The sequence below is a fragment of the Streptomyces poriticola genome, assembly GCF_036689765.1.
In the GTDB taxonomy this organism is placed as follows: domain Bacteria; phylum Actinomycetota; class Actinomycetes; order Streptomycetales; family Streptomycetaceae; genus Streptomyces; species Streptomyces poriticola.
Map to the genome: position 1 here is coordinate 56,158 of NZ_JBAGKH010000020.1, position 23,072 is coordinate 79,229.

General features: G+C 72.8%; 20 protein-coding genes, 2 pseudogenes and 1 riboswitch. Of the genes and pseudogenes, 10 read left to right on the top strand and 12 right to left on the bottom strand.

From position 1 onward, the window contains the following. The first annotated feature begins 231 nt into the window (after positions 1 to 231). Together V5O46_RS22315 and V5O46_RS22320 are read left to right on the top strand one after the other, a co-directional pair. Positions 232 to 831, top strand: a complete 600-nt coding sequence (locus V5O46_RS22315; RefSeq protein ID WP_332886484.1) for a uridine kinase family protein — start codon at positions 232 to 234, stop codon at positions 829 to 831. A 425-nt stretch (positions 832 to 1,256) separates the two neighbouring features. Continuing rightward, complete coding sequence (locus V5O46_RS22320) at positions 1,257 to 3,116, top strand: AAA family ATPase (RefSeq protein ID WP_332886438.1); 1,860 nt, start codon at positions 1,257 to 1,259, stop codon at positions 3,114 to 3,116. A gap of 111 nt (positions 3,117 to 3,227) precedes the next feature. On the opposite strand, the gene V5O46_RS22325 is transcribed toward V5O46_RS22320, so the two are convergent. From V5O46_RS22325 to V5O46_RS22365, 9 genes are all read right to left on the bottom strand, one after another. Beyond that, entirely contained in the window at positions 3,228 to 4,247 is a 1,020-nt protein-coding gene (locus tag V5O46_RS22325; protein WP_332886439.1) for a hemolysin family protein, read from the bottom strand. After that, positions 4,244 to 5,581: a hemolysin family protein gene (locus V5O46_RS22330; RefSeq protein ID WP_332886440.1), complete on the bottom strand. Its 1,338-nt coding sequence runs from the start codon at positions 5,579 to 5,581 to the stop codon at positions 4,244 to 4,246. The genes V5O46_RS22325 and V5O46_RS22330 overlap by 4 nt, the downstream gene beginning before the upstream one ends. A gap of 248 nt (positions 5,582 to 5,829) precedes the next feature. Next, positions 5,830 to 6,294 (bottom strand): PH domain-containing protein, encoded by a 465-nt coding sequence (locus V5O46_RS22335; protein WP_332886441.1) that lies wholly within the window; start codon positions 6,292 to 6,294, stop codon positions 5,830 to 5,832. Between the two features lie 50 nt (positions 6,295 to 6,344). Then, positions 6,345 to 7,193 carry an ATP phosphoribosyltransferase gene (hisG, locus tag V5O46_RS22340; protein ID WP_332886442.1) on the bottom strand — a complete coding sequence of 283 codons (849 nt, stop codon included), beginning with the start codon at positions 7,191 to 7,193 and terminating at the stop codon, positions 6,345 to 6,347. Between the two features lie 48 nt (positions 7,194 to 7,241). Further along, positions 7,242 to 7,514 (bottom strand): phosphoribosyl-ATP diphosphatase, encoded by a 273-nt coding sequence (locus tag V5O46_RS22345; RefSeq protein ID WP_332886443.1) that lies wholly within the window; start codon positions 7,512 to 7,514, stop codon positions 7,242 to 7,244. 34 nt (positions 7,515 to 7,548) lie between these two features. Continuing rightward, the gene (gene ribH, locus V5O46_RS22350) at positions 7,549 to 8,034 is read right to left on the bottom strand and encodes a 6,7-dimethyl-8-ribityllumazine synthase (protein ID WP_332886444.1); all 486 of its coding nucleotides are present in this window, start codon (positions 8,032 to 8,034) and stop codon (positions 7,549 to 7,551) included. Positions 8,035 to 8,108: 74 nt separating this feature from the next. Continuing rightward, positions 8,109 to 9,398, bottom strand: a complete 1,290-nt coding sequence (locus V5O46_RS22355; RefSeq protein WP_332886445.1) for a bifunctional 3,4-dihydroxy-2-butanone-4-phosphate synthase/GTP cyclohydrolase II — start codon at positions 9,396 to 9,398, stop codon at positions 8,109 to 8,111. Beyond that, positions 9,395 to 10,039, bottom strand: coding sequence for a nicotinamide mononucleotide transporter family protein (locus V5O46_RS22360; protein WP_332886446.1), 645 nt, complete (start codon positions 10,037 to 10,039; stop codon positions 9,395 to 9,397). Before V5O46_RS22360 ends, V5O46_RS22355 begins: the two co-directional genes overlap by 4 nt. Continuing rightward, complete coding sequence (locus V5O46_RS22365) at positions 10,036 to 10,638, bottom strand: riboflavin synthase (protein ID WP_332886447.1); 603 nt, start codon at positions 10,636 to 10,638, stop codon at positions 10,036 to 10,038. Before V5O46_RS22365 ends, V5O46_RS22360 begins: the two co-directional genes overlap by 4 nt. Positions 10,639 to 10,801: 163 nt before the next feature. Beyond that, positions 10,802 to 10,932, bottom strand: a riboswitch (FMN riboswitch). A 290-nt stretch (positions 10,933 to 11,222) separates the two neighbouring features. Between V5O46_RS22365 and V5O46_RS22370 the strand changes: the two genes are divergently transcribed. The 4 genes from V5O46_RS22370 (at position 11,223) to V5O46_RS22385 (ending at position 15,753) form a co-directional block, all read left to right on the top strand. After that, positions 11,223 to 13,583, top strand: coding sequence for a chitinase C-terminal domain-containing protein (locus tag V5O46_RS22370; protein WP_332886448.1), 2,361 nt, complete (start codon positions 11,223 to 11,225; stop codon positions 13,581 to 13,583). 98 nt (positions 13,584 to 13,681) lie between these two features. Beyond that, entirely contained in the window at positions 13,682 to 14,569 is an 888-nt protein-coding gene (locus tag V5O46_RS22375; protein WP_332886449.1) for an RNA polymerase sigma-70 factor, read from the top strand. Between the two features lie 103 nt (positions 14,570 to 14,672). Further along, positions 14,673 to 15,431: an SDR family oxidoreductase gene (locus tag V5O46_RS22380; RefSeq protein WP_332886450.1), complete on the top strand. Its 759-nt coding sequence runs from the start codon at positions 14,673 to 14,675 to the stop codon at positions 15,429 to 15,431. Positions 15,432 to 15,444: 13 nt separating this feature from the next. Further along, positions 15,445 to 15,753 carry a hypothetical protein gene (locus V5O46_RS22385; RefSeq protein ID WP_332886451.1) on the top strand — a complete coding sequence of 103 codons (309 nt, stop codon included), beginning with the start codon at positions 15,445 to 15,447 and terminating at the stop codon, positions 15,751 to 15,753. 256 nt (positions 15,754 to 16,009) lie between these two features. On the opposite strand, the gene V5O46_RS22390 is transcribed toward V5O46_RS22385, so the two are convergent. Next, positions 16,010 to 17,470 carry an ROK family transcriptional regulator gene (locus V5O46_RS22390; protein ID WP_332886452.1) on the bottom strand — a complete coding sequence of 487 codons (1,461 nt, stop codon included), beginning with the start codon at positions 17,468 to 17,470 and terminating at the stop codon, positions 16,010 to 16,012. Between the two features lie 168 nt (positions 17,471 to 17,638). On the opposite strand from V5O46_RS22390, the gene V5O46_RS22395 reads away from it, so the two are divergent. Further along, entirely contained in the window at positions 17,639 to 18,850 is a 1,212-nt protein-coding gene (locus V5O46_RS22395) for an MFS transporter (RefSeq protein WP_332886453.1), read from the top strand. Here the strand turns inward: V5O46_RS22395 and V5O46_RS22400 are convergent. Further along, a pseudogene (locus V5O46_RS22400) lies at positions 18,810 to 19,266 on the bottom strand (acyl-CoA thioesterase). The gene V5O46_RS22395 and the pseudogene V5O46_RS22400 overlap by 41 nt on opposite strands. A gap of 18 nt (positions 19,267 to 19,284) precedes the next feature. Between V5O46_RS22400 and V5O46_RS22405 the strand changes: the two are divergent. From V5O46_RS22405 to V5O46_RS22415, 3 genes and pseudogenes are all read left to right on the top strand, one after another. Next, a pseudogene (locus tag V5O46_RS22405) lies at positions 19,285 to 19,497 on the top strand (hypothetical protein); the annotation flags it as partial. 110 nt (positions 19,498 to 19,607) lie between these two features. Next, positions 19,608 to 20,303: a DUF5995 family protein gene (locus V5O46_RS22410; RefSeq protein ID WP_332886454.1), complete on the top strand. Its 696-nt coding sequence runs from the start codon at positions 19,608 to 19,610 to the stop codon at positions 20,301 to 20,303. 82 nt (positions 20,304 to 20,385) lie between these two features. Further along, positions 20,386 to 21,315: an LLM class F420-dependent oxidoreductase gene (locus V5O46_RS22415; RefSeq protein WP_332886455.1), complete on the top strand. Its 930-nt coding sequence runs from the start codon at positions 20,386 to 20,388 to the stop codon at positions 21,313 to 21,315. Positions 21,316 to 21,363: 48 nt separating this feature from the next. On the opposite strand, the gene V5O46_RS22420 is transcribed toward V5O46_RS22415, so the two are convergent. After that, a complete protein-coding gene (locus V5O46_RS22420; RefSeq protein ID WP_332886456.1) occupies positions 21,364 to 23,070 on the bottom strand; it encodes a flavin monoamine oxidase family protein in 1,707 nt (568 codons plus the stop codon). Positions 23,071 to 23,072 lie beyond the last annotated feature (2 nt).

Sequence of the window (23,072 nt, forward strand, 5' to 3'; positions counted from 1 at the left end):
CGCCCCGGCCAGCACTTCCACGCACGCCACGCCAGCAACATTGGTATTGACCACTGGCGCCGCGGGGGATGTGGGGCGCCCGCTCTGCGGGGACGCGGGGGCGCCGCTCCGCGGCCCGGCGGGCACGGCGCCCCGCGCCCGGTCGGGGGCTGCCGCACGGGCGGAGTCGCACAGCACGGCTAGAGTGCTGCGCGACCGACCCGCCCGCCCTCCGCCGCTCCAGGATCCGCCATCCACCTCCTCGCCTCCCGGTTCCGCCGTCTGCCGCCGTCCTGCGGACCGGTGCGCCTGATCGGTGTCGACGGGCACGCCGGCTCCGGAAAGTCCACGTTCGCCCGGCGGTTGGCCGAGTCGCTGGGCGGCGCGCCGGTCGTGCGGCTGGACGACATAGCCAGTCACACGGAGCTGTTCGGCTGGACCGGGCGGCTGCACAGCCAGGTCCTGGAGCCGCTGAGCCGGGGCGAGACCGCGCACTACGCCCCCTACGACTGGCGGGCCCGCCGCTTCGGGCAGCCGCGCCCGCTGCCGCCCGCCCCGGTGGTCCTGCTGGAGGGCGTCGGCGCGGGCCGCCGTGCCCTGCGCCCGTATCTGGCCGCGCTGCTGTGGATGGAGCTGCCGGCCGAGGAGGCGTGGGCGCGCGGCCGGGCGCGGGACGGCGAGGAGCAGCGGGAGTTCTGGGACCGGTGGGTACCGGCCGAGCGGACACACTTCGCCGGGGATCCCTCGCGCCCCCATGCGGACCTGCTGGTGCGGCAGCGCCCGGAGGGGTACGAGGTGCTGGAGGGGCCCGGTGGCAGGGACACGGACCGGCCTCGGACTCACCCAGAGTGACAGGACATCGGCAATGTGCTGACCCTGTGAAGATTCCCTGGGGCAACTTTCCGGAGCCGTCCAACTCGGCTTGACCCAGGGGCCGTACAGGTCTTACGTTCTCAATGTGCGGCCTTGAGCGCCGCCGAAGGACGCGAAGCCCCCGGTTGTTCCCCCGTGATCGGGGGCTTCGTTCTGTCCCCGTCACCTTTTCCGGCCCCCGCTCGGTCCCCGACGCTCACCCACGGTCACCGTACGGCGTGCTCCGCCTCCGCCCCGGCCGGCCCGAAGGCCGCTCACGGCCCCCTTCGGAGGGACGACCCCCGCGGGTACGATGCCCTCGGTGCGACCTGCAGAGCGCCGTGCGCACCTGGCAACTCCGGTCCGCGGTACACCGGTTGGACCGAGGACGCGACCGACGGGGACACGGTTCTGTGGGGGATGTGATGGACTTCGGCACGCACAGCCCGCCCGCCCCGGCCGACCTCGCCTGGCTGCGCGGCGTGGACGCCTACACCATGGGCGCCTATCCGCAGGCGGAGGAGGAGTTCCGGGCCGCGGTGCGGGTCGACCCCGGAATGGCCGACGGCTGGCTGGGGCTGCACGCGCTGCGGGTGGACACGACCACCGCGCTGCTGCGGATGTTCCGGCACCGGGACCGCTTCGGCGAGCAGCGCTCCCGCCATCGCCGCACCCTCAACTCCTGGTACTGGCTGGGCTGGTGGGTACAGCCGGTGCTGGAGAGCTCCCGCGATCTGCTGCTGGCGCACGCCTCCCACTGGCTGGACGGCCGGCATGTCCCGGAGCTGGACCGGGCCCTGGCCGGGCTGCCGCCGGTCGACACCGACGCCCAGGTCCGGTTCCTGCACGCCTGCCGCGCCTATCTCGTCAAGGACTGGGAGCAGCTCGTCCGGCACACCGACCCGCTGCTGTGCGATCCCATGCTGGGTATCGAGGCCGGACTGTTCGGCGGTATGGCCCGGGTCCGGCTGGAGATGTACGGGCAGGCCGAGCCGCTGCTGTCGGCGGCCCTGATGCGGTGCCGCAGTGAGCAGCCGCAGCGCAAGGAGCTGCGCTACTGGCTGGCCCGCGCCCACGAGGGCACCGGCCGCAGCGCCGCAGCGCTCCCCCTGTACCGGGCCGTCCACCGCGTCGACCCCGCCTTCATGGACACCTCGGCCCGGCTCGCGGCGATCGCCGAGGGCGACGGGTACGAGGATCCGGGCGACCTCGCGGCGCTCACGCTGACCGGAGCCGGACAGGACGGGGTGGACGCCGCACCGGACGGCCTGGATCCGCTGTTCGGCACCGAGGGGCGGGACCTGAAGCTGACCGATCCGCCACCGGTGTCGGTGGTGCCGATGACGGGGCCCTCGGTGCGCGAGCGGTCCGGCGCCCCGGAGCCGTCCCTGCCGACCGGGCCCACCGACCCCGCGCTGCTGGAGGAGGCGCTCACCGAGCTCGAGCGCATGGTGGGTCTGGAGCCGGTGAAACGGCAGGTCAAGGCGTTGTCGGCGCAGCTGAACATGGCGCGGTTGCGGGCCGGCCAGGGCCTTCCGGTGCAGCCGCCCAAGCGGCACTTCGTCTTCTCCGGCCCGTCCGGCACAGGTAAGACCACCGTGGCCCGCATCCTGGGCCGGGTCTTCTACGCGCTCGGTCTGCTCGGCGGCGACCACCTGGTGGAGGCACAGCGGGCGGACCTGGTCGGCGAGTACCTCGGCCAGACCGCCGTGAAGGCCAACGAGCTGATCGACTCCGCGCTGGGCGGGGTGCTCTTCGTCGACGAGGCCTACTCGCTGTCCAACTCCGGTTACGGCAAGGGCGACGCGTACGGCGACGAGGCCCTGCAGGTGCTGCTGAAGCGGGCGGAGGACAACCGGGACCACCTGGTGGTGATCCTGGCCGGCTATCCCGAGGGCATGGACCGGCTGCTGGCCGCAAACCCCGGGCTGTCCTCCCGCTTCACCACGCGCGTGGACTTCCCCTCGTACCGGCCGCCGGAGCTGACCGCGATCGGCGAGGTGCTCGCCGCGGAGAACGGTGACGTATGGGACGAGGAGGCGCTCGAGGAGCTGCGGTCGATCGCCGGGCACGTCGTCCACCAGGGGTGGATCGACGAACTGGGCAACGGGCGGTTCCTGCGGACGCTGTACGAGAAGAGCTGTGCGTACCGGGATCTGCGGTTGTCCGTGTATCCCGGCGCGCTGACGCGGGACGATCTGGCGACACTGCGGCTGAATGATCTGATGCAGGCGTACGGGGAGGTGTTGTCGGGGCGGGGGCCGCAGGACCCTCCGGGAGTGTGAGGCCGGCCCTCCGGGGGTGTGCGGCCCTGCCCGGTGGCACCGGCTCTTCTGCACCGGTACGGGTGCCGGCGGTCCGCGGGTGTCGCGGACTGCGTCGGCGGCTGCCCGCGGCTACGTGTGCGCGGGGTCTCTGACCTCTCCCACCAGAAGTTCCAGCACGTCCTCCAGGGTGACCAGGCCCAGGGTTCTTCCGGAGGGGTCCGTCACCTGGGCCAGGTGGGTGGCCGCGCGCCGCAGGACGGTGAGGGCGTCGTCGAGGGGCAGGTCGGGTCGGAGCGTCGTCATGGGGCGCCAGATCCGCTGGGGCACGGGCCGGTCGGAGTCCTCCAGGTCCAGTACGTCCTTCACATGCAGATAGCCCAGGAAGGCACCGCCCTCCGCGGCGACGGGGAAGCGGGAGTACCCGGTGCGGGCGGTCAGCTCCACGATCTGCCCGGGTGTCACCGACGGCCCGACCGTCACCAGGGACGCGCCCGGCAGCAGGACGTCCGTCACCGGGCGGGAGCCCAGTTCCAGGGCGTCCTCGAGACGCTCCTGCTCCTCGGGGTCGAGGAGCCCGGCCTGGCCCGCGTCCTCGACCAGGCGGTTGAGCTGTTCACTGGTGAAGACGGCCGCCACCTCGTCCTTGGGCTCGACCCGGAACAGCCGCAGCACGCCCCGGGCGCAGGCCCCGAGGCCGACGGTGACGGGCCGGCACAGCCGGGCGAAGGCGACCAGGCCGGGGCTGAGCCACAGCGCGGCCTTCTCGGGGGCGGCCATCGCGAGGTTCTTCGGGACCATCTCGCCGATGACGAGGTGGCAGAAGACCACCACGGCGAGTGCGATGACGTAGCCGAGCGGGTGGATCAGGCCGTGCGGGAGGTGGAGCCGTGCGAAGACCGGCTCCAGGAGCCCGGCGACCGTGGGCTCGGCGAGTGCGCCGAGCGTCAGCGAGCACACGGTGATGCCGAACTGCGCGGCGGCCATCATCTGCGGCAGCCGCTCCAGCCCGTACAGCACCTGGCGGGCGCGGGCGGTGCCGAGCGGTTCGACCTGGCTGCGGCGCACGGAGACCAGCGCGAACTCGGCGCCGACGAAGAAGCCGTTGGCGAGCACGAGCAGCGCCGCGAGCACGAGTTGGAGGGCGCTCACCGGGCGGCCTCCAGCACCGGGACCGGAGCGGTGCGCACCAACCGGACCCGCTCGGCGCGGTAGTGGCCGACCCGGTGGACGGACAGCCGCCAGCCGGGCAGCTCCGCGCGGTCGCCGACGGCCGGGATCCGGCCGAGCAGGTCCGCGACCAGCCCGGCGACCGTGTCGTACGGGCCGTCGGGCACCTCCAGGCCGATGCCGCGCAGGGCGTCGACGCGGCAGCCTCCGTCGGCCTCCCAGGCGGGCCGGCCGTCGTCCGGCGGGGCGGCGGCGAGTTCGGGGGCGGTGTCCAGCACGTCGTCGTGCTCGTCGCGGACCTCGCCGACCAGTTCCTCGACGATGTCCTCCAGGGTGACGACGCCGGCGGTACCGCCGTACTCGTCGACCACGACTGCGATGGGCTGCGCGCTGCGCAGCCGGGTCAGCAGCGGCCGTACCGGCAGGGTCTCGGGGACGAGCAGGGCCGGACGGGCGATCCGGGCGACGGGGGTGCGCAGCCGCCGGTGCGCGGGGACCGCGAGGGCGTCCTTGAGGTGGACCATGCCGGCGATCTCGTCGATCCGCTCCCGGTACACCGGGAAGCGGGACAGGCCGGTGGCGCGGGTCAGGTTGACGACGTCCGCGGCGGTGGCCGAGGCCTGCAGGGCGCTGACCCTCACCCGGGGGGTCATGACGTGCTGGGCGGTCAGTTCGCCGAGCGACAGGGTCCGGACGAACAGATCCGCGGTGTCCTGTTCCAGGGCGCCGGCCCGGGCGGAGTGCCGGGCCAGGGAGACCAGCTCGGCGGGGGTGCGGGCGGAGGCCAGTTCCTCCGCGGGCTCCACGCCGAGGGCCCGCACCAGACGGTTGGCGACCGCGTTCAGCGCGGCGATCACCGGGCGGAACAGCCGGGCGAAGACCTGCTGCGGGCCGGCCACGAACCGGGCCACCTGCAGTGGCCGGGACACCGCCCAGTTCTTGGGCACCAGTTCGCCGACCACCATCTGCACGGCCGAGGCCAGCAGCATGCCGACGGCCACCGCGATCATCGGGACGGCACGCCCGGGGACGCCGGTCGCGGTGATCGGTGCGTCGAGGAGGCGGGCCAGGGCCGGCTGGGCGAGCATGCCGACGGCGAGCGAGGTGAGGGTGATGCCGAGCTGGGTGCCGGAGAGCTGGAAGGACAGCTCCCTGAGGGCGGCGACCACCCGGCGGGCGCGGCGGTCGCCGGCCGCGGCGGCCCGCTCGGCGTCCGGGCGGTCGACGGTCACGAGGCCGAATTCGGCGGCGACGAAGAAGCCGTTGGCGAGGATCAGCAGGAAGGCGGCTGCCAGGAGCAGCAGGGAGAGGGTCATGAGGCCGCCGCCTGTGTCGTGTCACGACCGGGGGCGGCGCAGGTACTGCAGGACGATCCGTCCATCGCCGGAGGGAGTCACTCCTCGGGTAGCAGGAACCCCTGTGCTCCGGGCGGAGCGACAGGGGCGGAGCCGCGAGGTCTGCGGCGCCGCCCCCAGATTAAGCGTGCCCGGGCCGTCCGCGGCAGGATGCACGGCCCCGATCGGGACCTCGGGATTCCCCCGGCCGGCCGTCGGCGCGGCCCGGATCAGCCCTGATGCGGCTCGGGGCCCGCGGCCGAGCGGGCGTCCGCGAGCGCGCGCAGGGCGCGCGCGTCGGCGATGGCGCGCTGCTTGGCGATGCCGGGCTGGATGCCGAGCGCGGGCAGGCTGGTGCCGTCGCTGAGGTCCAGGAACACCCATGGGTCGCCGGGGCGCAGGTTCACCCGGACGATCTCCGCCCACTCCAGGCGCCGCCTGCTGGTGAGGTTGACGACGGTGACGCCGGACTCGTCGGCGACGACCTTGGGCCGGGCCAGCACGAGCAGCACCGCGTCCAGCAGGAGGGCGGTCAGCACGAAGCTGAGCCGCTCCCCCGGCCCGAGCCGCTCCAGCAGCACCGCGACCGCGGTGATCGCCGCGAAGCAGGCGACGGCGGCGGAGTACAGCACAGCCCGGGTGCGGCCCGGCCGGAAGGTGACGGGCAGCGCGGGCGGCTCGGGCAGGTCGGACATGGCCGGGGATCTCACCAATCGTCGGGCGCTGGTCGTGGGGCGTCGGGCGCTCAGAGACGGCAGGCGTGGATGGCGGTGGTCAGGATGGCGCGGGCGCCGATGTGGTACAGGTCGTCCATGATCCGCTGGGCCTCCTTGGACGGGACCATGGCACGCACGGCGACCCAGCCCTCGTTGTGCAGCGGGGAGACGGTGGGGGACTCCAGGCCCGGGGTGAGCGCGACGGCCTTCTCCAGCTGCTCGACCCGGCAGTCGTAGTCCATCATCACGTACGTCCGGGCCACCAGGACGCCCTGGAGGCGGCGCAGGAACTGCTGCACCTTGGCTTCCTCGGGGTCCGCGCCGGTGCGCCGGATCACCACCGCCTCGGAGGTCATGATCGGCTCGCCGAAGACCTCCAGGCCCGCGTTGCGCAGCGAGGTGCCGGTCTCCACGACGTCCGCGATGACCTGGGCGACGCCGAGCTCGATGGCGGTCTCCACGGCGCCGTCGAGGTGGACGACGGAGGCGTCGATGCCGCTGTCGGCCAGGTGCTTGGCGACGATCCCCTCGTAGGAGGTGGCGACCGTCCTGCCCTTCAGGTCCGCGACGCCGTCCGCGGTGCCCGGCTTGCCGGCGTAGCGGAAGGTGGAGCGGGCGAAGCCGAGCGGGAGGATCTCCTCGGCGTCCGCACCCGAGTCGATCAGCAGGTCGCGTCCCGTGATGCCGATGTCGAGCCGGCCGGATGAGACGTAGATCGCGATGTCCCGGGGGCGCAGGTAGAAGAACTCGACGTCGTTCTCCGGGTCGACGATGCGCAGTTCCTTGGACTCGCGGCGCTGCTGGTAGCCGGCCTCATGCAGCATCTCCGCCGCAGGGCCGGACAGTGAACCCTTGTTGGGGACGGCGATGCGCAGCATGAGGTCGGCTTCCTTTGCGTCAAGGGGGTGTACTGAGCTGTCGTGCGGTTACAGGTGGGCGTAGACGTCGTCGAGGCTGATGCCGCGGGCGACCATCATCACCTGGACGTGGTACAGCAGCTGCGAGATCTCCTCGGCCGCCGCCTCCTTGCCCTCGTACTCGGCGGCCATCCAGACCTCGGCGGCCTCCTCGACGACCTTCTTGCCGATGGCATGGACTCCCTTGTCCACCAGTTCGGCGGTGCGGGAGGTGGCGGGGTCGCCCTGGGCGGCCTTGTGCTGGAGCTCGGTGAACAGCTCCTCGAACGTCTTCTTGGACATGGTGGTCCTTACCCTACGCGCTCCCCGTGGCCGTTCAGCGCCAGGGTTCGGATACCGAGCGGAGCGTGGCCGCGGTGGCCACGGCGGCGGTGACCGCCTCGTGGCCCTTGTCCTCGGCGGAGCCCGGGAGGCCCGCCCGGTCCAGGGCCTGCACCTCGGTGTCGCAGGTGAGGACGCCGAAGCCGACGGGGACGCCGGTGTCGACCGAGACCTGGGTGAGGCCCTGGGTGACGCCCTGGCACACATAGTCGAAGTGGGGAGTGCCGCCGCGGATGACGACGCCGAGTGCGACGATCGCGTCGTAGCCGCGCTCGGCCAGGACCTTGGCGACGACCGGGAGCTCCCAGCTGCCGGGGACCCTGAGCAGGGTCGGCTCGTCGATGCCGAGGTCGTGCAGGGCGCGCAGCGCGCCGTCGACCAGTCCGTCCATCACCTTCTCGTGCCACTGTGCCGCGATGACGGCGACCCTGAGGTCGCCCACATTGCGTACGGACAGGTCCGGTGCGCCCTTGCCGCTCACGTCTCTCCTCGCTTGTCTTTCTGTCTTCTGTCTTGCTGTCCTGCTGCCTTGCCTACTGCCTGCTGACCTGCTGCTCACTGGTTGCCGCAGGCGGACACGGCGGTGGTGTCCAGCCAGGGCAGGTCGTGTCCCATCCGGTCCCGCTTGGTGCGCAGGTACCGCAGGTTGTGCTCGCCCACCTGGACGGGCATGGGTTCGCGCCGGACGACGTGGATACCGTGCCGGGCGAGCGCGTCGGACTTGTCGGGGTTGTTGGTCATCAGGCGGACGGTGCGCACCCCGAGGTCGCTGAGGATCCGGGCGCCGGCGGCGTAGTCGCGGGCGTCGGCGGGCAGGCCGAGCTCCAGGTTGGCGTCCAGGGTGTCCCGGCCGCGCTCCTGGAGTTCGTAGGCGCGCAGCTTGGACATCAGCCCGATGCCGCGCCCCTCGTGCCCGCGCAGATAGACGACCACGCCCCGGCCCTCCGCCTGGATACGGGCGAGGGAGGCGTCCAGCTGGGGGCCGCAGTCGCAGCGCTGGGAGCCGAAGACATCGCCGGTGAGGCACTCGGAGTGGACACGGACCACGACGTCGGTGCCGTCGCCGATCTCGCCGTGGACGAGGGCGACGTGCTCGACGCCGTCGGCGGTGGAACGGTAGCCGTACGCGGTGAAGGTGCCGTGTGCGGTGGGCAGACGGACCTCTGCCTCGCGCCGGACGGTGGGCTCCGCGCTGCGGCGGTAGGCGATCAGGTCCTCGATGGAGATGATCGTCAGGCCGTGCTTGCGGGCGAACGGGACCAGTTCGGGCAGCCGCAGCATCCGGCCGTCCTCCCCGGCGATCTCGACGATGGCGCCGGCCGGGCGCAGTCCCGCGAGGCGGGCGAGGTCGACGGCGGCCTCGGTGTGGCCGTTGCGGACGAGGACACCGCCGGTCCGGGCGCGCAGCGGGAAGACATGACCGGGGCGGACCAGGTCGGTCGGCTCGGCGGTGCCGCTCGCCAGGAGCTGGAGGGTGGTGGCGCGGTCGGACGCCGAGATGCCTGTGGTCACGCCGTGCGCGGCGGAGGCGTCCACGGAGACGGTGAAGGCGGTCTTCATCGACTCGGTGTTGTCCTGGACCATCTGGGGCAGCTGCAGCCGGTCCAGTTCGGCGCCCTCCATGGGGGCGCAGATCAGGCCGCGGCACTCGCTCATCATGAAGGCGACGATCTCCTCCGTCGCCTTCTCGGCGGCGATGACGAGGTCGCCCTCGTTCTCGCGGTTCTCGTCGTCGACGACCACGACGGGGCGGCCGGCGGCGATGTCGGCGATGGCCTGTTCGACGGGGTCGAGCATGAGGTCCTCGGGGCCGTCGGTGCTGTAGAGGATGGTTGCCGCAGTCATGCGGGGGCTCCTTCCGGGACGGGCTGCGCGGCCCTGCGGGAGCGCAGCCACCAGTCGCGCATGCCCCACAGGACCAGCGCGCCGTAGAGGATGTAGACGAAGCCGGAGAAGGCGAAGCCGTTGGCGAAGTTCAGCGGGACGCCGACGAGGTCGACGAGCAGCCAGGCGAACCAGAACTCGACCATGCCGCGGGCCTGGGCGTACATGGCGACGACGGTGCCGACGAATATGTACGCGTCCGGCCAGGGGTCCCAGGACAGGGTCGGGTAGGCGGTGAACAGGCCGCCCACGGCGAGGGTGCCGAGCGCGGCGGCGCCGGCCAGCACTGCGCGCTCGCGCCAGGTGGCGAACCGGACGGCGACGGAGCCGTCCTGCGCCTGCCGCCGGCCGCGGTTCCACTGCCGGAAGCCGTAGGCGGCGACGGCCATGACGACGATCTGCTTGCCTGCGCTGCCGGAGAGATGGGCGGTGGCGAAGGCCGCGAACAGGATGAGACCGGAGACGAACTGGGCCGGCCAGGTCCAGATCGAGCGCCGCCAGCCGAGCGCGAGGGCGAGCAGACCGATCACGTTGCCGATCATGTCCGACCACCTGATGTGCTGGCCGAGGACGGTGAACGCCTCGGAGTTCAGCCAGTTCACCGGCCGGCCTCCTGACCGGCCAGCAGCCGCTCGACGTACTTGGCGATGACGTCGACCTCGAGGTTGACCGGGTCACCGGGCTGCTTGACGCCGAGCGTGGTCAGCGCGAGCGTCGTCGGGATCAGGCTGACGGTGAAGTGGTCGGAGCCGGCCTCGACCACGGTGAGGCTGATGCCGTCGACGGTGATGGAGCCCTTCTCGACCACGTAGCGGGCGAGGTCCGACGGGAGCGAGACCCTCACGATCTCCCAGTGCTCGGACGGGGTGCGCTCCAGCACGGTGCCGGTGCCGTCGACGTGGCCCTGGACGATGTGCCCGCCGAGGCGTGCCCCCACGGCGGTGGGGCGTTCCAGATTGACGCGGGAGCCGACGGTGAGGGCGCCGAGGCTGGAGCGATGGAGGGTCTCGGCCATCACGTCGGCGGTGAACTCGTCGCCCTCGTGGTCGACGACGGTGAGGCAGACGCCGTTGACGGCGATGGAGTCGCCGTGCTTCGCGCCCTCGGTGACGACGGGGCCGCGCAGCCGGAAGCGGCAGGCGTCGTCGAGGGTCTCGACGGCGGTGACCTCGCCCAGCTCTTCGACGATTCCGGTGAACACTTCCCGGGTCCTCCTGCCTCTTCGGGCACGGACTCCGGGGCTGTCGACGAACGACAGAAGAGAGCGGGTGGGGACCCACGAGGACGACGGCGCCGGATGCCGGACGCCCCATGGAGGATCCCATGGACGTACGGGTACGGCGGCGTGCACGTGTGCCCGCCCGCCGCGCACTGCCTCCCATCCGGACTTTAACCGTCGGTCCAGGAATTTCACCTGGTCAACCGGCCGCTGGAGGCGACCGGGTCGCGGACTGTAACCGCCGGTTCGGACTTTCACCGACCCCGGAGTGCGCTGCTTCTGGTACAGGGCAAGTGTGCCACGCCTGATCGGCACCCATACGGGCAGGAGGTGTGGAGTGGCTCACAGTACGCCCGCCGCCCTCACCGCCTGTACGCCCCGCCGGCCTGACGCCCGTACCGTCGCGCGGCCCGCCCGTGTGCGCACTCCTCCCGCACGTGTCACCGCCGGACCAACTGGCCCGTGCACAAACCCTCTTGCCACCTCTCCATGATTGGTCCATACCTATTGACGCACTGGTCTAGTCCTCTCTACTGTCTGCGCAACTTCGTGGAGAGGAACCGACCGTGCCTTCCCCGTCACGCCCCAGATCCGGCCGCAGAGCCGGACCCGCCGCGTTTCTCGCGGCCGCCGCGGCGGCCGCCGGCCTGGTGCTCGCCGGCCTCCCGGCGACCGTCTCGCACGCCGCCGACCAGGAGTCCTGTCGCCCCGACGGCCTCTTCAAGACCCCCGGTGTCGATGTCCCCTACTGCTCCGTCTACGACTCCGCCGGCCGGGAGAAGATGGGCGCCGACCACCAGCGCCGGGTGATCGGCTACTTCACCGGCTGGCGCACGGGCAGGGACGGCAGGCCCGCCTACCTCGCCAAGGACATCCCCTGGGACAAGATCACCCATATCAACTACGCCTTTGCGCACGTCGACTCGGGCAACAGGCTCTCCGTCGGCAACGACGGCGCGGACAACCCCGCGACCGGGATGACCTGGCCGGGGGTGGCCGGGGCCGAGATGGACCCGGAGCTGCCCTACCAGGGCCACTTCAATCTGCTGAACAAGTTCAAGAAGCAGCACCCCGAGGTGAAGACGCTGATCTCGGTCGGCGGCTGGGCCGAGACCGGCGGCCATTTCGACGAGAACGGCGACCGGGTGGACTCCGGCGGCTTCTACTCGATGGCCACCAACGCCGACGGCTCGGTCAACGAGGCCGGTATCGACACCTTCGCCGACTCGGCGGTCGACTTCATCCGGAAGTACGGCTTCAACGGCGTCGACATCGACTACGAGTACCCGACCACGATGAAGGACGCGGGCAACCCACTCGACCGATCGATCGCCAACGGCCGCCGGGCCGGCCTGGTCGAGGGCTACGGCGTCCTGATGAAGACGCTCCGCGAGAAGCTCGACCGCGCGGGCGCCGCCGACGGGAAGCACTACATGCTGACGGTGGCGGCCCCGTCCTCGGGCTATCTGCTGCGCGGCATGGAGACGTTCCAGGTCCAGAAGTACCTGGACTACGTGAACATCATGTCGTACGACCTGCACGGCGCCTGGAACGAGTACGTCGGCCCCAACGCCTCGCTCTTCGACGACGGCAAGGACGCCGAGCTGGCCGCCGCGGGCGTGTACACCACCTCCCAGTACGGCGGGACCGGCTACCTCAACACCGACTGGGCCTACCACTACTTCCGCGGCTCGATGCCGGCCGGCCGGATCAACATCGGTCTGCCGTACTACACCCGCGGCTTCAAGAACGTCACCGGTGGCACCGACGGGCTGTGGGGCAGGGCACCGTCCACCGAGTGCCCGGCCGGGTCCGGCCTGACCAAGTGCGGTGACGGCGCCACCGGCATCGACAACCTCTGGCACGACCTGGACACCGACGGCAAGGAGTCACCGGCCGGCTCCAACCCGATGTGGCACGCCAAGAACCTCGAGAAGGGCGTCGTCGGCGACTACATCACCGACTACGGCTTCCCCGCCGACACCCGGCTGACCGGCACGTACGCGCGCAAGTACGACTCCACGCTGGTCGCGCCCTGGCTGTGGAACGCCGAGAGGAAGGTGTTCCTGTCCACCGAGGACGAGCAGTCGGTGAACACCAAGGCCGACTACGTCGTCGACCGAGGCATCGGCGGCACGATGGTGTGGGAGCTCGCGGGCGACTACGACTGGAACGCGGCCACCGGGCAGTACGAGCCGGGCTCGACACTGACCACCGCGATGTACGAGAAGTTCAAGTCGGCCGCCCCGTACGGTGCCACGCGCACGACCGTCGACCTGCCCACCGAGGCGCTCGACATCGACGTGGCGTTCGGGCAGTTCCCGCTGGGCGACTCCAACTACCCGATCAGCCCCAAGCTGACCGTCACCAACAACACCCGGACCACGCTGCCCGGCGGCACGGAGTTCCGGTTCGACTACGGCACCTCCGCGCCCGCCAACGCCAAGGACCAGTCCGGCTGGGGCACCTCGGCGATCCGCAGCGACCACACCGGCGACAACGTGGGCGGGCTGAAGGGCGACTTCCACCGCGTCTCGCTGAAGCTGCCGTCCTGGCAGTCGCTGGCGCCCGGGGCCTCGGTCGACCTCGACTTCGTGTACTACCTGCCGGTGTCCACACCGTCGAACTGGACGGTGACCTTCGGCGGGAAGACCTACGCCCTCGAGGGCGACCTGGCCCGCGGGACCACGGTGGTGGACCCGGGGTCGGGGACCCCGGACCCGACGCCCACGCCGACCCCGACCCCGACCGGGACGGGCGGCCCCGGCCAGTGCGCGGACCCCGCCTGGGACGCGGGCGAGGCGTACGGCGGCGGCAGCACGGTCTCCCACGGCGGGCACGCCTGGAAGGCCAAGTGGTGGACGCGGGGCGAGGAGCCCGGCACCACCGGTGAATGGGGGGTGTGGCAGGACCTCGGCGCCTGCTGACCCTCCGGGCAGACCGGCCCGGCGGCGGTGACGACGGCCCTTGCCCGCCGCCGGGCCTCTCCACCTCACCCTGCCGGGGCGTCTGGCAGGGTGAGTGCATGTCGATCACCCACACCGACGAGTTCGAGCGCCACCGGCCGCGGCTGTTCGGCCTGGCCTACCGCATGCTCGGCTCCGCCGCCGAGGCCGAGGACGCCGTGCAGGACGCCTACCTGCGCTACAGCGGAGCCGACCCGGCGGTCATCGAACGCCCGGCGGCCTGGCTCGCCAAGGTGGTCACCAACCTCTGCCTGAACCGGCTGACCTCCGCCCGCGCCCGGCGCGAGACCTACGTCGGCACCTGGCTGCCCGAGCCCGTGATCACCGCGGACGGCACCCTTGGACCCCTGGAGTCGGCGGAGCGGCGCGACGCGGTGTCGACGGCGATGCTGGTGCTGCTGGAGCGGCTGACGCCCACCGAGCGGGCGGTGTACGTGCTGCGCGAGGCGTTCGCGTACGGTCACCGCGAGATCGCCGAGACCCTGGACCTGACCGAGGCCAACTGCCGCCAGCTGTACCGGCGGGCCGCAGCCCGGCTGGGCGAGCCGCGGACCCGCTTCCCGTCCGCGCCCGAGCGGCACGCGGAACTGGTCGCCTCGTTCCTCAGCGCGGCCCGCGACGGCGATCTCGCGGGGCTGGAGAAGCTGCTCGCCGAGGACGTGGTGTGGTGGAGCGACGGCGGCGGCCGGGTCTCCGCGGCCCTGCGGCCCATCGAGGGCCGCGACAAGGTCCTCCGCTTCCTGTCCGGGGTGACGCGTCGGTTCCCCGCGAACGCGGAGCTCGCCGCGGTAGAGATCAACGGCGCGCCCGCGCTGGTCGCGCGGGCCGGCGACACGGTGGTCGCCGTGACCTCCTTCGACATCCGCGATGATCGGGTCACGGATGTGCGGACCGTGATGAACCCCGACAAGCTGGAGTTCGTACGCCGTCAGCTCACGCGGCCCTGAGACCGCCCGCCGGAGCTGTCACGTTCCGCACGGCTGTCCGGTCCCAGCTGACGACAGGGCGCCCCATCCGGGGGCTCCCGGCACGGCGAAGGGGCTGACCAGCATGACCACGACCCTGGTGACCGGCGGGACCGGGACGCTCGGCCGTCCGGTGGTCGAGCTGCTGCGGGCGGACGGACACGAGGTGCGGGTGCTCAGCCGGCGCGCCCAGCCGTACGCGGTGGATCTGCAGGAGGGCGGGCCCGGGCTGGACGCGGCCGTGGCGGGCGTGGACACGGTCGTGCACTGCGCCACCTCGGCGCGCGGCGGCGACGAGCGGGCGTCGACGCACCTGATCGCGGCCGCGCGGCGCGCCGGGGTGCGGCATCTGGTCTACATCTCGATCGTCGGCGTGGACCGGGTGCCGTTCGGCTACTACCGGTCCAAGCACACCGTCGAGCAGCTGGTCGAGTCGTCCGGGCTGGGCTGGACCGTACTGCGGGCCACGCAGTTCCACGATCTGCTGGTGACGGTGTTCCAGGCGCTGGCCAAGCCGCCGGTGATGCTGCTGCCTGCCGGGGTCCCGGACCAGCCGGTCGAGGTGGCCGAGGTCGCGGAACGGCTCGCGGAGCTGGCGGTGGGTGAGCCCGCCGGGCGGGTGCCGGACCTGGCCGGGCCCGAGGTGCGGACGCTCCCGTCGCTGGCCCGCGCCTACCTCGCGGCGACGGGCCGCCGGCGCCGGCTCGTGAACGTGCCGCTCGCGGGGAAGGCTTATCAGGCGTTCCGGGCCGGCGGGCATCTCGCACCGCAGCGGGCAGTCGGCCGGGTGACGTTCGAGGAGTACCTGGACAAGCGGTTCGGCGGGCAGGGGCGGCACAGATGACGGGGCGGGACGGATGAGCAGGCGGGGCGGACTGCGGGCGGGGCTGGGGCTGCTGGCGGGGGCCCAGGTGCTGCTGGGCCTACGGATCCTGCTGCTGCCGGAGCTGTTCTGGAAGTGGCGCTGGGTGTCGTACCTGCCGCCGTACAACGAGCATCTGCTGCGGGACTTCGGCGTGCCGAGCCTCGCCCTCGCCGTGGTGCTGGGCGCGGCGGTGGCGACGATGGAGCGGCGGCTGGTCCTTGCGGCGCCGGCGGCCCATCCGGCGTCGTCGGGCCGCATCTGGTGTTCCACGCCCAGCATCTGCAGCCGCTGTCCACGGTGAGCGCGGCCGGATTCGTGGTGCTGCCGAGCACGGCGGTGCTGCTGCCCTCCGTACTGCTGTGGCCGGCGGCGGACCGGGCGGTGTTCGCATCCGGCGCCGTCCCGGACCCGGCCTGAGCGCTCCGCTGGAAGTGCGGCGCCGTGCCGTCGCTCGTCCGCGGCGCCGTCGTGGCCGGTCGCGCAGTTCCCCGCGCCCCTTCAGGACACTGCCGAACCGCAGCGGACTTCGCCCGCCCGGCCGCCGTTCCGCCCCCGGCCTAGCCGACGGTGCCCTGTGACCGGTCCGGGGGCCCGAACAGCTCGTCCTGGGCCGTGTCCCGGGCGGTCAGCAGCGCGCCGCGCAGGACGGCGCCGCCGCCCAGGGCGCCGGCCCGGACCTCGGTGACGAGCGGGGACATCCGGGCGAGACGCGCCTGGACGCGGGCGGCGAGGGCGTCGCCGCCGGCCCGGCCGACCTCACCGGCCAGCACCACACAGCCGGGGTCCAGCACCGACACCACCGCGGCCGCGCCGACGGCGAGCCGGTCGGCGAGGGCGTCGAGGAAGCGCCCGGCGGCGGGGTGGGCGCCCTCGGCACGCACCGCCTCCCGCACCAGCCCCGCGGCACGCACCGCACCGGCGGCCGGAGGCACCGCCGCACCGTGCACCGGCTCCCCGACCGGAGCCGCACCCCGCCCACCCACCACGTCCGCCGCAGGCGCAGGCGCCGACGGACCGCCCACCCCGTCGGAGCCCGAAGACACCGCCCGACCGTGCACCACGGCGGCATCCGGATGCTCCACCGGCCCGTGCTCCCGGTCCGCGGCCCGAGGCACGCCCTCCCCCTCGACCGGGTCCGGTACCGGACCGACACCCCGCCCGCCCGCCGCGGCCGCAGGCGGCGTCCATCCGTGCGCCGTCGCCAGCTCCGTCACCGCCGCTGCGGCGGCCAGGGAGTGGAAGCCGCCGGCGCAGTCGGTCGCCGAAGGCAGCCCGGAGGTCCCCGGCACCGGCAGGAAGCCGACCTCGCCCGCGCCGCCGGAGGCGCCGCGGCGCAGGCGGCCGTCCAGGACGACCGCGGCGCCGACGCCGAGGTCGAGCCAGAGCAGGACGAAGGTGTCGCGGTCCCGGGCGGCGCCGTCACGCTGCTCGGCACGGGCGGCAAGGTTGGTCTCGTTCTCGATGTCGACCCGGGCCCGGGGGAACCGCTCCTGCAGGGCGGCAGCCAGCCGCCGGTGCCAGGCCGGCAGCTTGGCCGAGTCCCGCAGCTGACCTCCGACCGGGTCGATCAGGCCGGGCGCGCCGATACCGACGGTGTGCAGGCGGTCGGCCCCCGCCTCCTTGGCGACGCGCTCGACCAGCCCGACCGCCTGGTCCACCGCCGGGCCGGTCCCGGTGCCGCCGTCGATGGGCACGGACGCCTCGGCGAGCACATGGCCGACCAGATCGGCGACGAGCACGGCGACGGACTCGGTGCGGACGTCGAGGGCGGCGAGGTGCGCCCGGTCGGCGACGATGCCGTACAGCTTGGCGTTGGGTCCGCGGCGCTGCTCCCCCGACTCGCCGACCACGGCGATCAGCCCGGCGGCGGTGAGGCGTTCGACGAGGTCGGCCACGGTCGGCCGGGACAGGCCGGTCAGCTGCTTGAGCTGGGTGGCCGTCAACGGGCCCTGCTGCTGGAGCAGACGCAGGGCGAGCCGGTCGTTGATGGCCCGGGCGGTACTCGGGGATGCGGGCATGCCGGGATCCTTCCAGATCGGCGCAGGGCCCGACGGGACCGGCTGTGGGCGAACCCGGGGGCCGGGCCCTCCGCACGAATATCCACTATCTATCAGGCAGGGTCCCTGATAGTTTACGCCGCGGCCCGATCTCCGGGCTGCCGGGAGCAGGTCAGGGAGGACCCGCGGATGAGAACAGCGACCTTCGGGCAACGCGAGCTGGCCAGGGCGCGGTACGCCGTGGCCGCGGTGTTCGCCGTACACGGCGCGGTCACCGGTTCGTTCGCCACCCGGGTGCCGTGGATCCAGGACCACGCCCAGGTCGGCGCGGGCCAGTTGGGGGTCGCGCTGGCGTTCCCCGCGCTGGGCGCGTCGGTCGCCATGCCGCTGGCCGGCCGGATCAGCCACCGCTTCGGCGCCCGGACCGCGCTGCGCGGCCTGATGGCGCTGTGGACCATGTCGCTGGTGCTGCCGTCGCTCGCCCCGAACCTGCTCACCCTCTGTCTGGCCCTGTTCGCCTTCGGCGCCACGGCGGGCATGGCGGACGTGGCGATGAACGCACTCGGCGTCGAGGTGGAGAACCGCCTCGGCAGGTCGATCATGTCCGGGCTGCACGGCATGTGGAGCGCGGGCGCCCTGCTCGGATCGGCGGGCGGCACCCTCGCCGCCCATCTGGGTAGCGACGCCCGGCTGCACCATGCGCTGGCCGCCGCGGTTCTGACCGTGCTGGGCCTCGTCGCCTGCGGCTGGGTGCTGGACCTGCAGCCGACCGAGAACGAGGATCCGCCGCCGCGGTTCGCGCTGCCGCCGAGGCCGGCGCTGCTGATCGGCGCGGTCGGGTTCTGCGCGGTGTTCGCGGAGGGCGCGAGCCTGGACTGGTCGGCGATCTATCTTCGGGACGAACTGCAGACCTCGGCCGGACTGGCGGCGGCGTGCACCACCGGTTTCACGCTCACCATGGCGGTGGCCAGGCTGGCCGGCGACAAGGTCGTGGACCGGTTCGGGGCGGTACGCACCGTCCGGGTCAGCGGCGTTCTGGCCACCGCAGGCGGGCTGCTGATCGTCCTGGGCGGCCATCCGGCGGTGGCGATGAGCGGGTTCGCGCTGATGGGCCTGGGCATCGCCGTGGTGGTCCCGCTGTGTTTCGCCGCGGCCGGCCGCAGCGGCCCCAACCCCAGCCAGGCCATCGCAGGGGTGGCGACGATCACCTACACCTCGGGACTGGTCGCCCCGAGCGCCATCGGCACGCTCGCCCAGCTCACCAGCCTGGTGGTGTCCTTCGGTGTGGTGACGGTGCTGTCCTGCGGGGTGGGCGCGTTCGCCGGCGTGCTGCGACCCGGGGAGAAGGACCGGCCGAGGATCAGTTCTGCGGCCGCAGCAGTTCCCGACCCGCGGCCCTGAACTCCGCGCTCCAGGGCGCCGGGCGCAGCGTCCCGGCATCCGGCCGGACCAGCACCCGGGCGCCCCGGGCGCAGGTGGCGGCGCCGTCCGCCGAGCAGAGGCGGAAGCCGTAGGCCGGTCCGGTCCTGCCGGGCCGCTCCAGCCGGAGGTGGACGGCGCACGGGCCGGGCCGGGTGACCGGCGCCTCGTAGCCGATGCGCAGTTCCTTGACCGCGTTACAGAGGTCGCCCGCCGCCGCCCGGTCCCCCTCGAAGCGGAAGCCGTGCTCCCGCCACAGCTCGCCCACGCCCGCTCGGCCATCACCGGGTGGCGGGCATGTGCAGCAGGCCGAGCGCGTCCAAGGCGTCGAAGTGGACGCAGTCGCTCCGGGAGGGCTCCCGGAGGGCTCCGGGGCGTGCGACGCGTGTACGAAGCATCCCCGGCCGCCCCCGACAGAGTTCACCGACACCTTCTCCCTGAGCGGCATAGCGCTGGGCACGCTGGTCGTCATCACCGGCTACCACACGCTGCGCGCCTTCGCCCCCGCCCGCCTCAGGACGCAGCAGCCACTGCTGGACGAGGGCACGTCCTCGTACGACACGGTGGCCGACAGCGCCGGGCGCGGTGCGGGACGGTACAGCGAGGCCTCCCGGCACGACCAGGCCTAGTCCGTCCGGCGGCCGGGCTCGGCCCCACCGGCGGAGAGTCGTTCCCCCGTTCCGGGGAAGCACCGGGCCCACCGGTACTCCCGCCGCGGCAAAGCTGCCACGCTGCCGCCATGGCGCACTGCGAGCAACTCACCACGGCGGTCGGCACGGTGGACACCGTCCTGTCCCGGATGCGCGAGCTGGACTCCGCGCTGCCGGGCCGGGACGGGATCGCGGTGTTCAACCGCGTCTATCTGACCGTCACCGAGGCGGTCGGCCGGGACATCGCCGCCGGCCGGTTCCCGGACGCCCGGGCCGCGACCGCACTGGACGTACGGTTCGCGGAGCGCTATCTGTCCGCCGTCGACGCGGTGGCCGCCGAGCGCCGGCCCCCGGCCTGCTGGCGGCCGCTGTTCCAGTTCCGCCGGCATCCCGGTGTACGGCCGCTGCAGTTCGCACTCGCGGGCATCAACGCCCACATCGGCCATGATCTGGCGCTGGCCGTGGTGGACACCTGCCGTACGCTCGGCTGCGAACCCGTGGACCTGGAGGACGAGTTCGACCGTGTGGGCGACCTGCTGGTCGCGCTGGAGGAGCGGATCCGCGAGGATCTGATGCCGGGCCCGGACCTGCTCCAGATCGCCGACCCGCTGACCCATCTGCTGGGCTCCTGGAGCCTGGAGCGCGCCCGGGACGCCACCTGGGCGGCGGCCCGCGCCCTGTGGGCGCTGCGGCGACTGCCCGACGTGGCCGGGGAGTTCACCGACCGGCTGGACGCGGCGGTGGGCTTCGCGGGCCGCATGCTGCTCACCCCGCTGCCGGACTGACCCGGCGGTGATCCGCCGGAACCCGGCCGTGATCGCTGTACGTTGACCGTGCGGGTACTTCGACGGCGAAGGAGCACACAGGATGGCGACCCGGCTCGGACTCGGCCTCCCCCAGATGCGGCAGTACGACCTCGGCAGGGACGTCCCGGACGTCGCCCGTTCCGCGGAGCGCACCGGATACGACAGTCTGTGGGTGTTCGAGCGCGCCCTGTTCCCCGAGCCCGCCACCCAGGGGCTGTACGGCATCGAGGGCCTGCCCTGGCCGGACTCGTACCGCAGCGTGGCCGAGCCGCTGGTCACGCTGACGCTGGCGGCGGCCGTCACCGAGCGGGCCCGGCTGGGCACCAGTGTGCTGGTCGCCCCGCTGCACGGCCCGTTCCAGCTCGCCAAGGCGCTGGCCACGCTGGACGCGGCCAGCGGCGGCCGGGTGGTCGCCGGCTTCGGCACGGGCTGGTCGCACGACGAGTACGCGGCGGCGTCGGCGCGGCCGTTCGCCGAGCGCGGAGCGGCGCTGGACGAGCTGATCGACGTGTGCCGCGCCGTCTGGGGCCCGGACCCGGTGGCCTACGAGGGGGACCAGACCAGGATCGCGCCCGCCGTGGTCGGCCCCAAGCCCGCCCGGCCGATCCCGATCCTGCTGGCGGCGAGCAGCGGGAGGGCCCGGCGCCGGGTCGTCGACCGGGCCGACGGCTGGCTGCCGGCCGGCACGGGCGCCGAGGCCGTCGCCGAGCAGTGGCGGCAGCTGCGCGAGCTGGCCGCCGAGCGCGGCCGGACCGAGCCGATCCGGACCGTTCTGCGGGTCAATGCGCGCCACCGCAAGCAGCCGTACGGGGGCGAGGGCCGCAGACCCTTCCAGGGCAGCGTCGACCAGATCGTCGAGGACCTCGCCGCCCACGCCGAGATCGGCCTCGAGGAGTTCCTGCTCGATCTCCAGGGCGCCCCGCGGGACGCCGAGGAGCTCAAGGACGTCGCCGCGGAGGTCTACGAGAAGGCGCGGGCGGCCGGGGTCTGAGCCGGGCGCGGTGCCCTGCCCGGATCCGGGATCCGGCCCCGCCCGGGCTCAGTCCTCGGGGAGTTCCACCGGCGCGATCTCGTCGTAGAGGTCGCCGGGGCCGGGGTTGGCCGGGTCGGTCGCGCCGCCGAAGTGGTGCATCACGCCCCAGACGGCGTTCAGCGCGGTCTGGATCGCTCCCTCGGCCCAGCCGGCGGTCCAGGAGATGTCGTCGCCGGCCAGGAATATGCCCCGCTTGTCCGCGGGCAGCCGGTCCTGCATGAAGTGGGTGAACAGCCGCCGCTGGTAGCGGTAGTGGCCGGGCAGGTTGGCCTTGAACGCACCCATGAAGTAAGGCTCGTTCTCCCAGGAGACGGTGACCGGGTTGCCGATGATGTGCTTGCGGATGTCGACCTTGGGGTAGATCTCGCCGAGCGACTTCAGCATCACCTCCAGTCGCTCGTTCGCGGACAGCGGCAGCCACTTCAGGCTGTCGTCGCACCAGGTGTAGGACAGGCAGATGACAGCGGGCCTGTCCGGGCCGTCGTCGAGCAGGTAGGTGCCGCGGGTCATCCGGTCGGTGAGCGTCATCGACATGACGTCGCGGCCGGTGTCCTCGTCCTTGTCCAGCCAGAACGGCCGGTCCACGGGCACGAAGAGCTTGGAGCTCTCCATGTAGTGGGTCCGCTCGATGGCGGTCCAGTGGTCGATCGGGAAGAGCGCGTCGTCGCAGGCGATCTTGGACAGCAGCATCCAGGACTGAGCGGTGAAGATCGCCGCCCGGTAGGTGCGGATGTCGCCGCCCGCGTCGGTCACCGTGATGCGGTCGCCGGCGGTGCGGTGCAGCCGGGTGACGGCCGGGCGCGGCTCGCCGTCCTCGTGCAGCGAGGCCAGCGAGGTGCCGTACGGCCAGTGGACGATCTTCTCCGGCTCGCGCTCCCACATGCGCAGCGGCAGCTGCTGGGAGCCGCCGACGATGCCGCGGTGGTGGTCGTCGGCCTCCGTGTAGACGACCCGCAGGATCTCCAGGATGGAGTTGGGGAAGTCGGTGTCCCAGCCGCCGGTGCCGAATCCGACCTGGCCGAAGATCTCCCGGTGCCGGAAGGACCGGAACGCCTCGGAGTCGCACAGGAAGCCGTAGAAGGTCTGGTTGTCGAGCTTCTCGACGAGCTGCGCCCAGATCTCGCGGATGCGCGGGACGTCCCGCTCCCGCATGGCGCCGTTCATGTCGGAGAAGTCGGCGCCCTCCTCCAGGCAGCGGTTCCAGGCGTCGGCGACGTCCCGGTAGACCTGCGGCAGGTCGTCGACGGTCTCGGCGTAGTGCGTCTCGCCCTTGAGGTCGACGACGGTGGACGGGGTCGCCTCGGCCAGCGGGTTGGGGAAGGGCGTCGTCTTCAGGCCGACCAGGTCGATGTAGTGCTGCAGGGCGGTGGAGGACGGCGGGAAGCGCATCGCGCCCATCTCCGCGGTCAGCCCCTCCGCCTGGTCGCCGACGCCGTCGAAACCGACGGTGCGCAGCCGGCCGCCGATCCGGTCGGCCTCGTACACGACCGGCTTGAGGCCCATCTTCATCAGCTCGTAGGCGGCCACGATGCCGGACAGCCCGCCGCCGATGACGGCGACCTCGGTGCCGTGCTCGGTCGCGGGTATCTGGCCCAGACCGGCCGGGTGGGCCAGGAAGTCGTCGTAGGCGTAAGGGAAGTCCGGGCCGAACATGGTGATCGGCGGCTGCTGCTCGTCTGCGTGCTCGACGGCGTTGGGCACGGTGGACGTCATGG

Excerpts from the sequence above, each read along its gene's own strand:
- V5O46_RS22320 (WP_332886438.1), top strand. The coding sequence starts at position 1,257 with ATGGACTTCGGCACGCACAGCCCGCCCGCCCCGGCCGACCTCGCCTGG.
- V5O46_RS22330 (WP_332886440.1), bottom strand. The coding sequence starts at position 5,581 with ATGACCCTCTCCCTGCTGCTCCTGGCAGCCGCCTTCCTGCTGATCCTC.
- V5O46_RS22335 (WP_332886441.1), bottom strand. The coding sequence starts at position 6,294 with ATGTCCGACCTGCCCGAGCCGCCCGCGCTGCCCGTCACCTTCCGGCCG.
- hisG (WP_332886442.1), bottom strand. The coding sequence starts at position 7,193 with ATGCTGCGCATCGCCGTCCCCAACAAGGGTTCACTGTCCGGCCCTGCG.
- V5O46_RS22345 (WP_332886443.1), bottom strand. The coding sequence starts at position 7,514 with ATGTCCAAGAAGACGTTCGAGGAGCTGTTCACCGAGCTCCAGCACAAG.
- V5O46_RS22355 (WP_332886445.1), bottom strand. The coding sequence starts at position 9,398 with ATGACTGCGGCAACCATCCTCTACAGCACCGACGGCCCCGAGGACCTC.
- V5O46_RS22375 (WP_332886449.1), top strand. The coding sequence starts at position 13,682 with ATGTCGATCACCCACACCGACGAGTTCGAGCGCCACCGGCCGCGGCTG.
- V5O46_RS22380 (WP_332886450.1), top strand. The coding sequence starts at position 14,673 with ATGACCACGACCCTGGTGACCGGCGGGACCGGGACGCTCGGCCGTCCG.
- V5O46_RS22385 (WP_332886451.1), top strand. The coding sequence starts at position 15,445 with ATGAGCAGGCGGGGCGGACTGCGGGCGGGGCTGGGGCTGCTGGCGGGG.
- V5O46_RS22390 (WP_332886452.1), bottom strand. The coding sequence starts at position 17,470 with ATGCCCGCATCCCCGAGTACCGCCCGGGCCATCAACGACCGGCTCGCC.
- V5O46_RS22395 (WP_332886453.1), top strand. The coding sequence starts at position 17,639 with ATGAGAACAGCGACCTTCGGGCAACGCGAGCTGGCCAGGGCGCGGTAC.
- V5O46_RS22410 (WP_332886454.1), top strand. The coding sequence starts at position 19,608 with ATGGCGCACTGCGAGCAACTCACCACGGCGGTCGGCACGGTGGACACC.
- V5O46_RS22415 (WP_332886455.1), top strand. The coding sequence starts at position 20,386 with ATGGCGACCCGGCTCGGACTCGGCCTCCCCCAGATGCGGCAGTACGAC.
- V5O46_RS22420 (WP_332886456.1), bottom strand. The coding sequence starts at position 23,070 with ATGACGTCCACCGTGCCCAACGCCGTCGAGCACGCAGACGAGCAGCAG.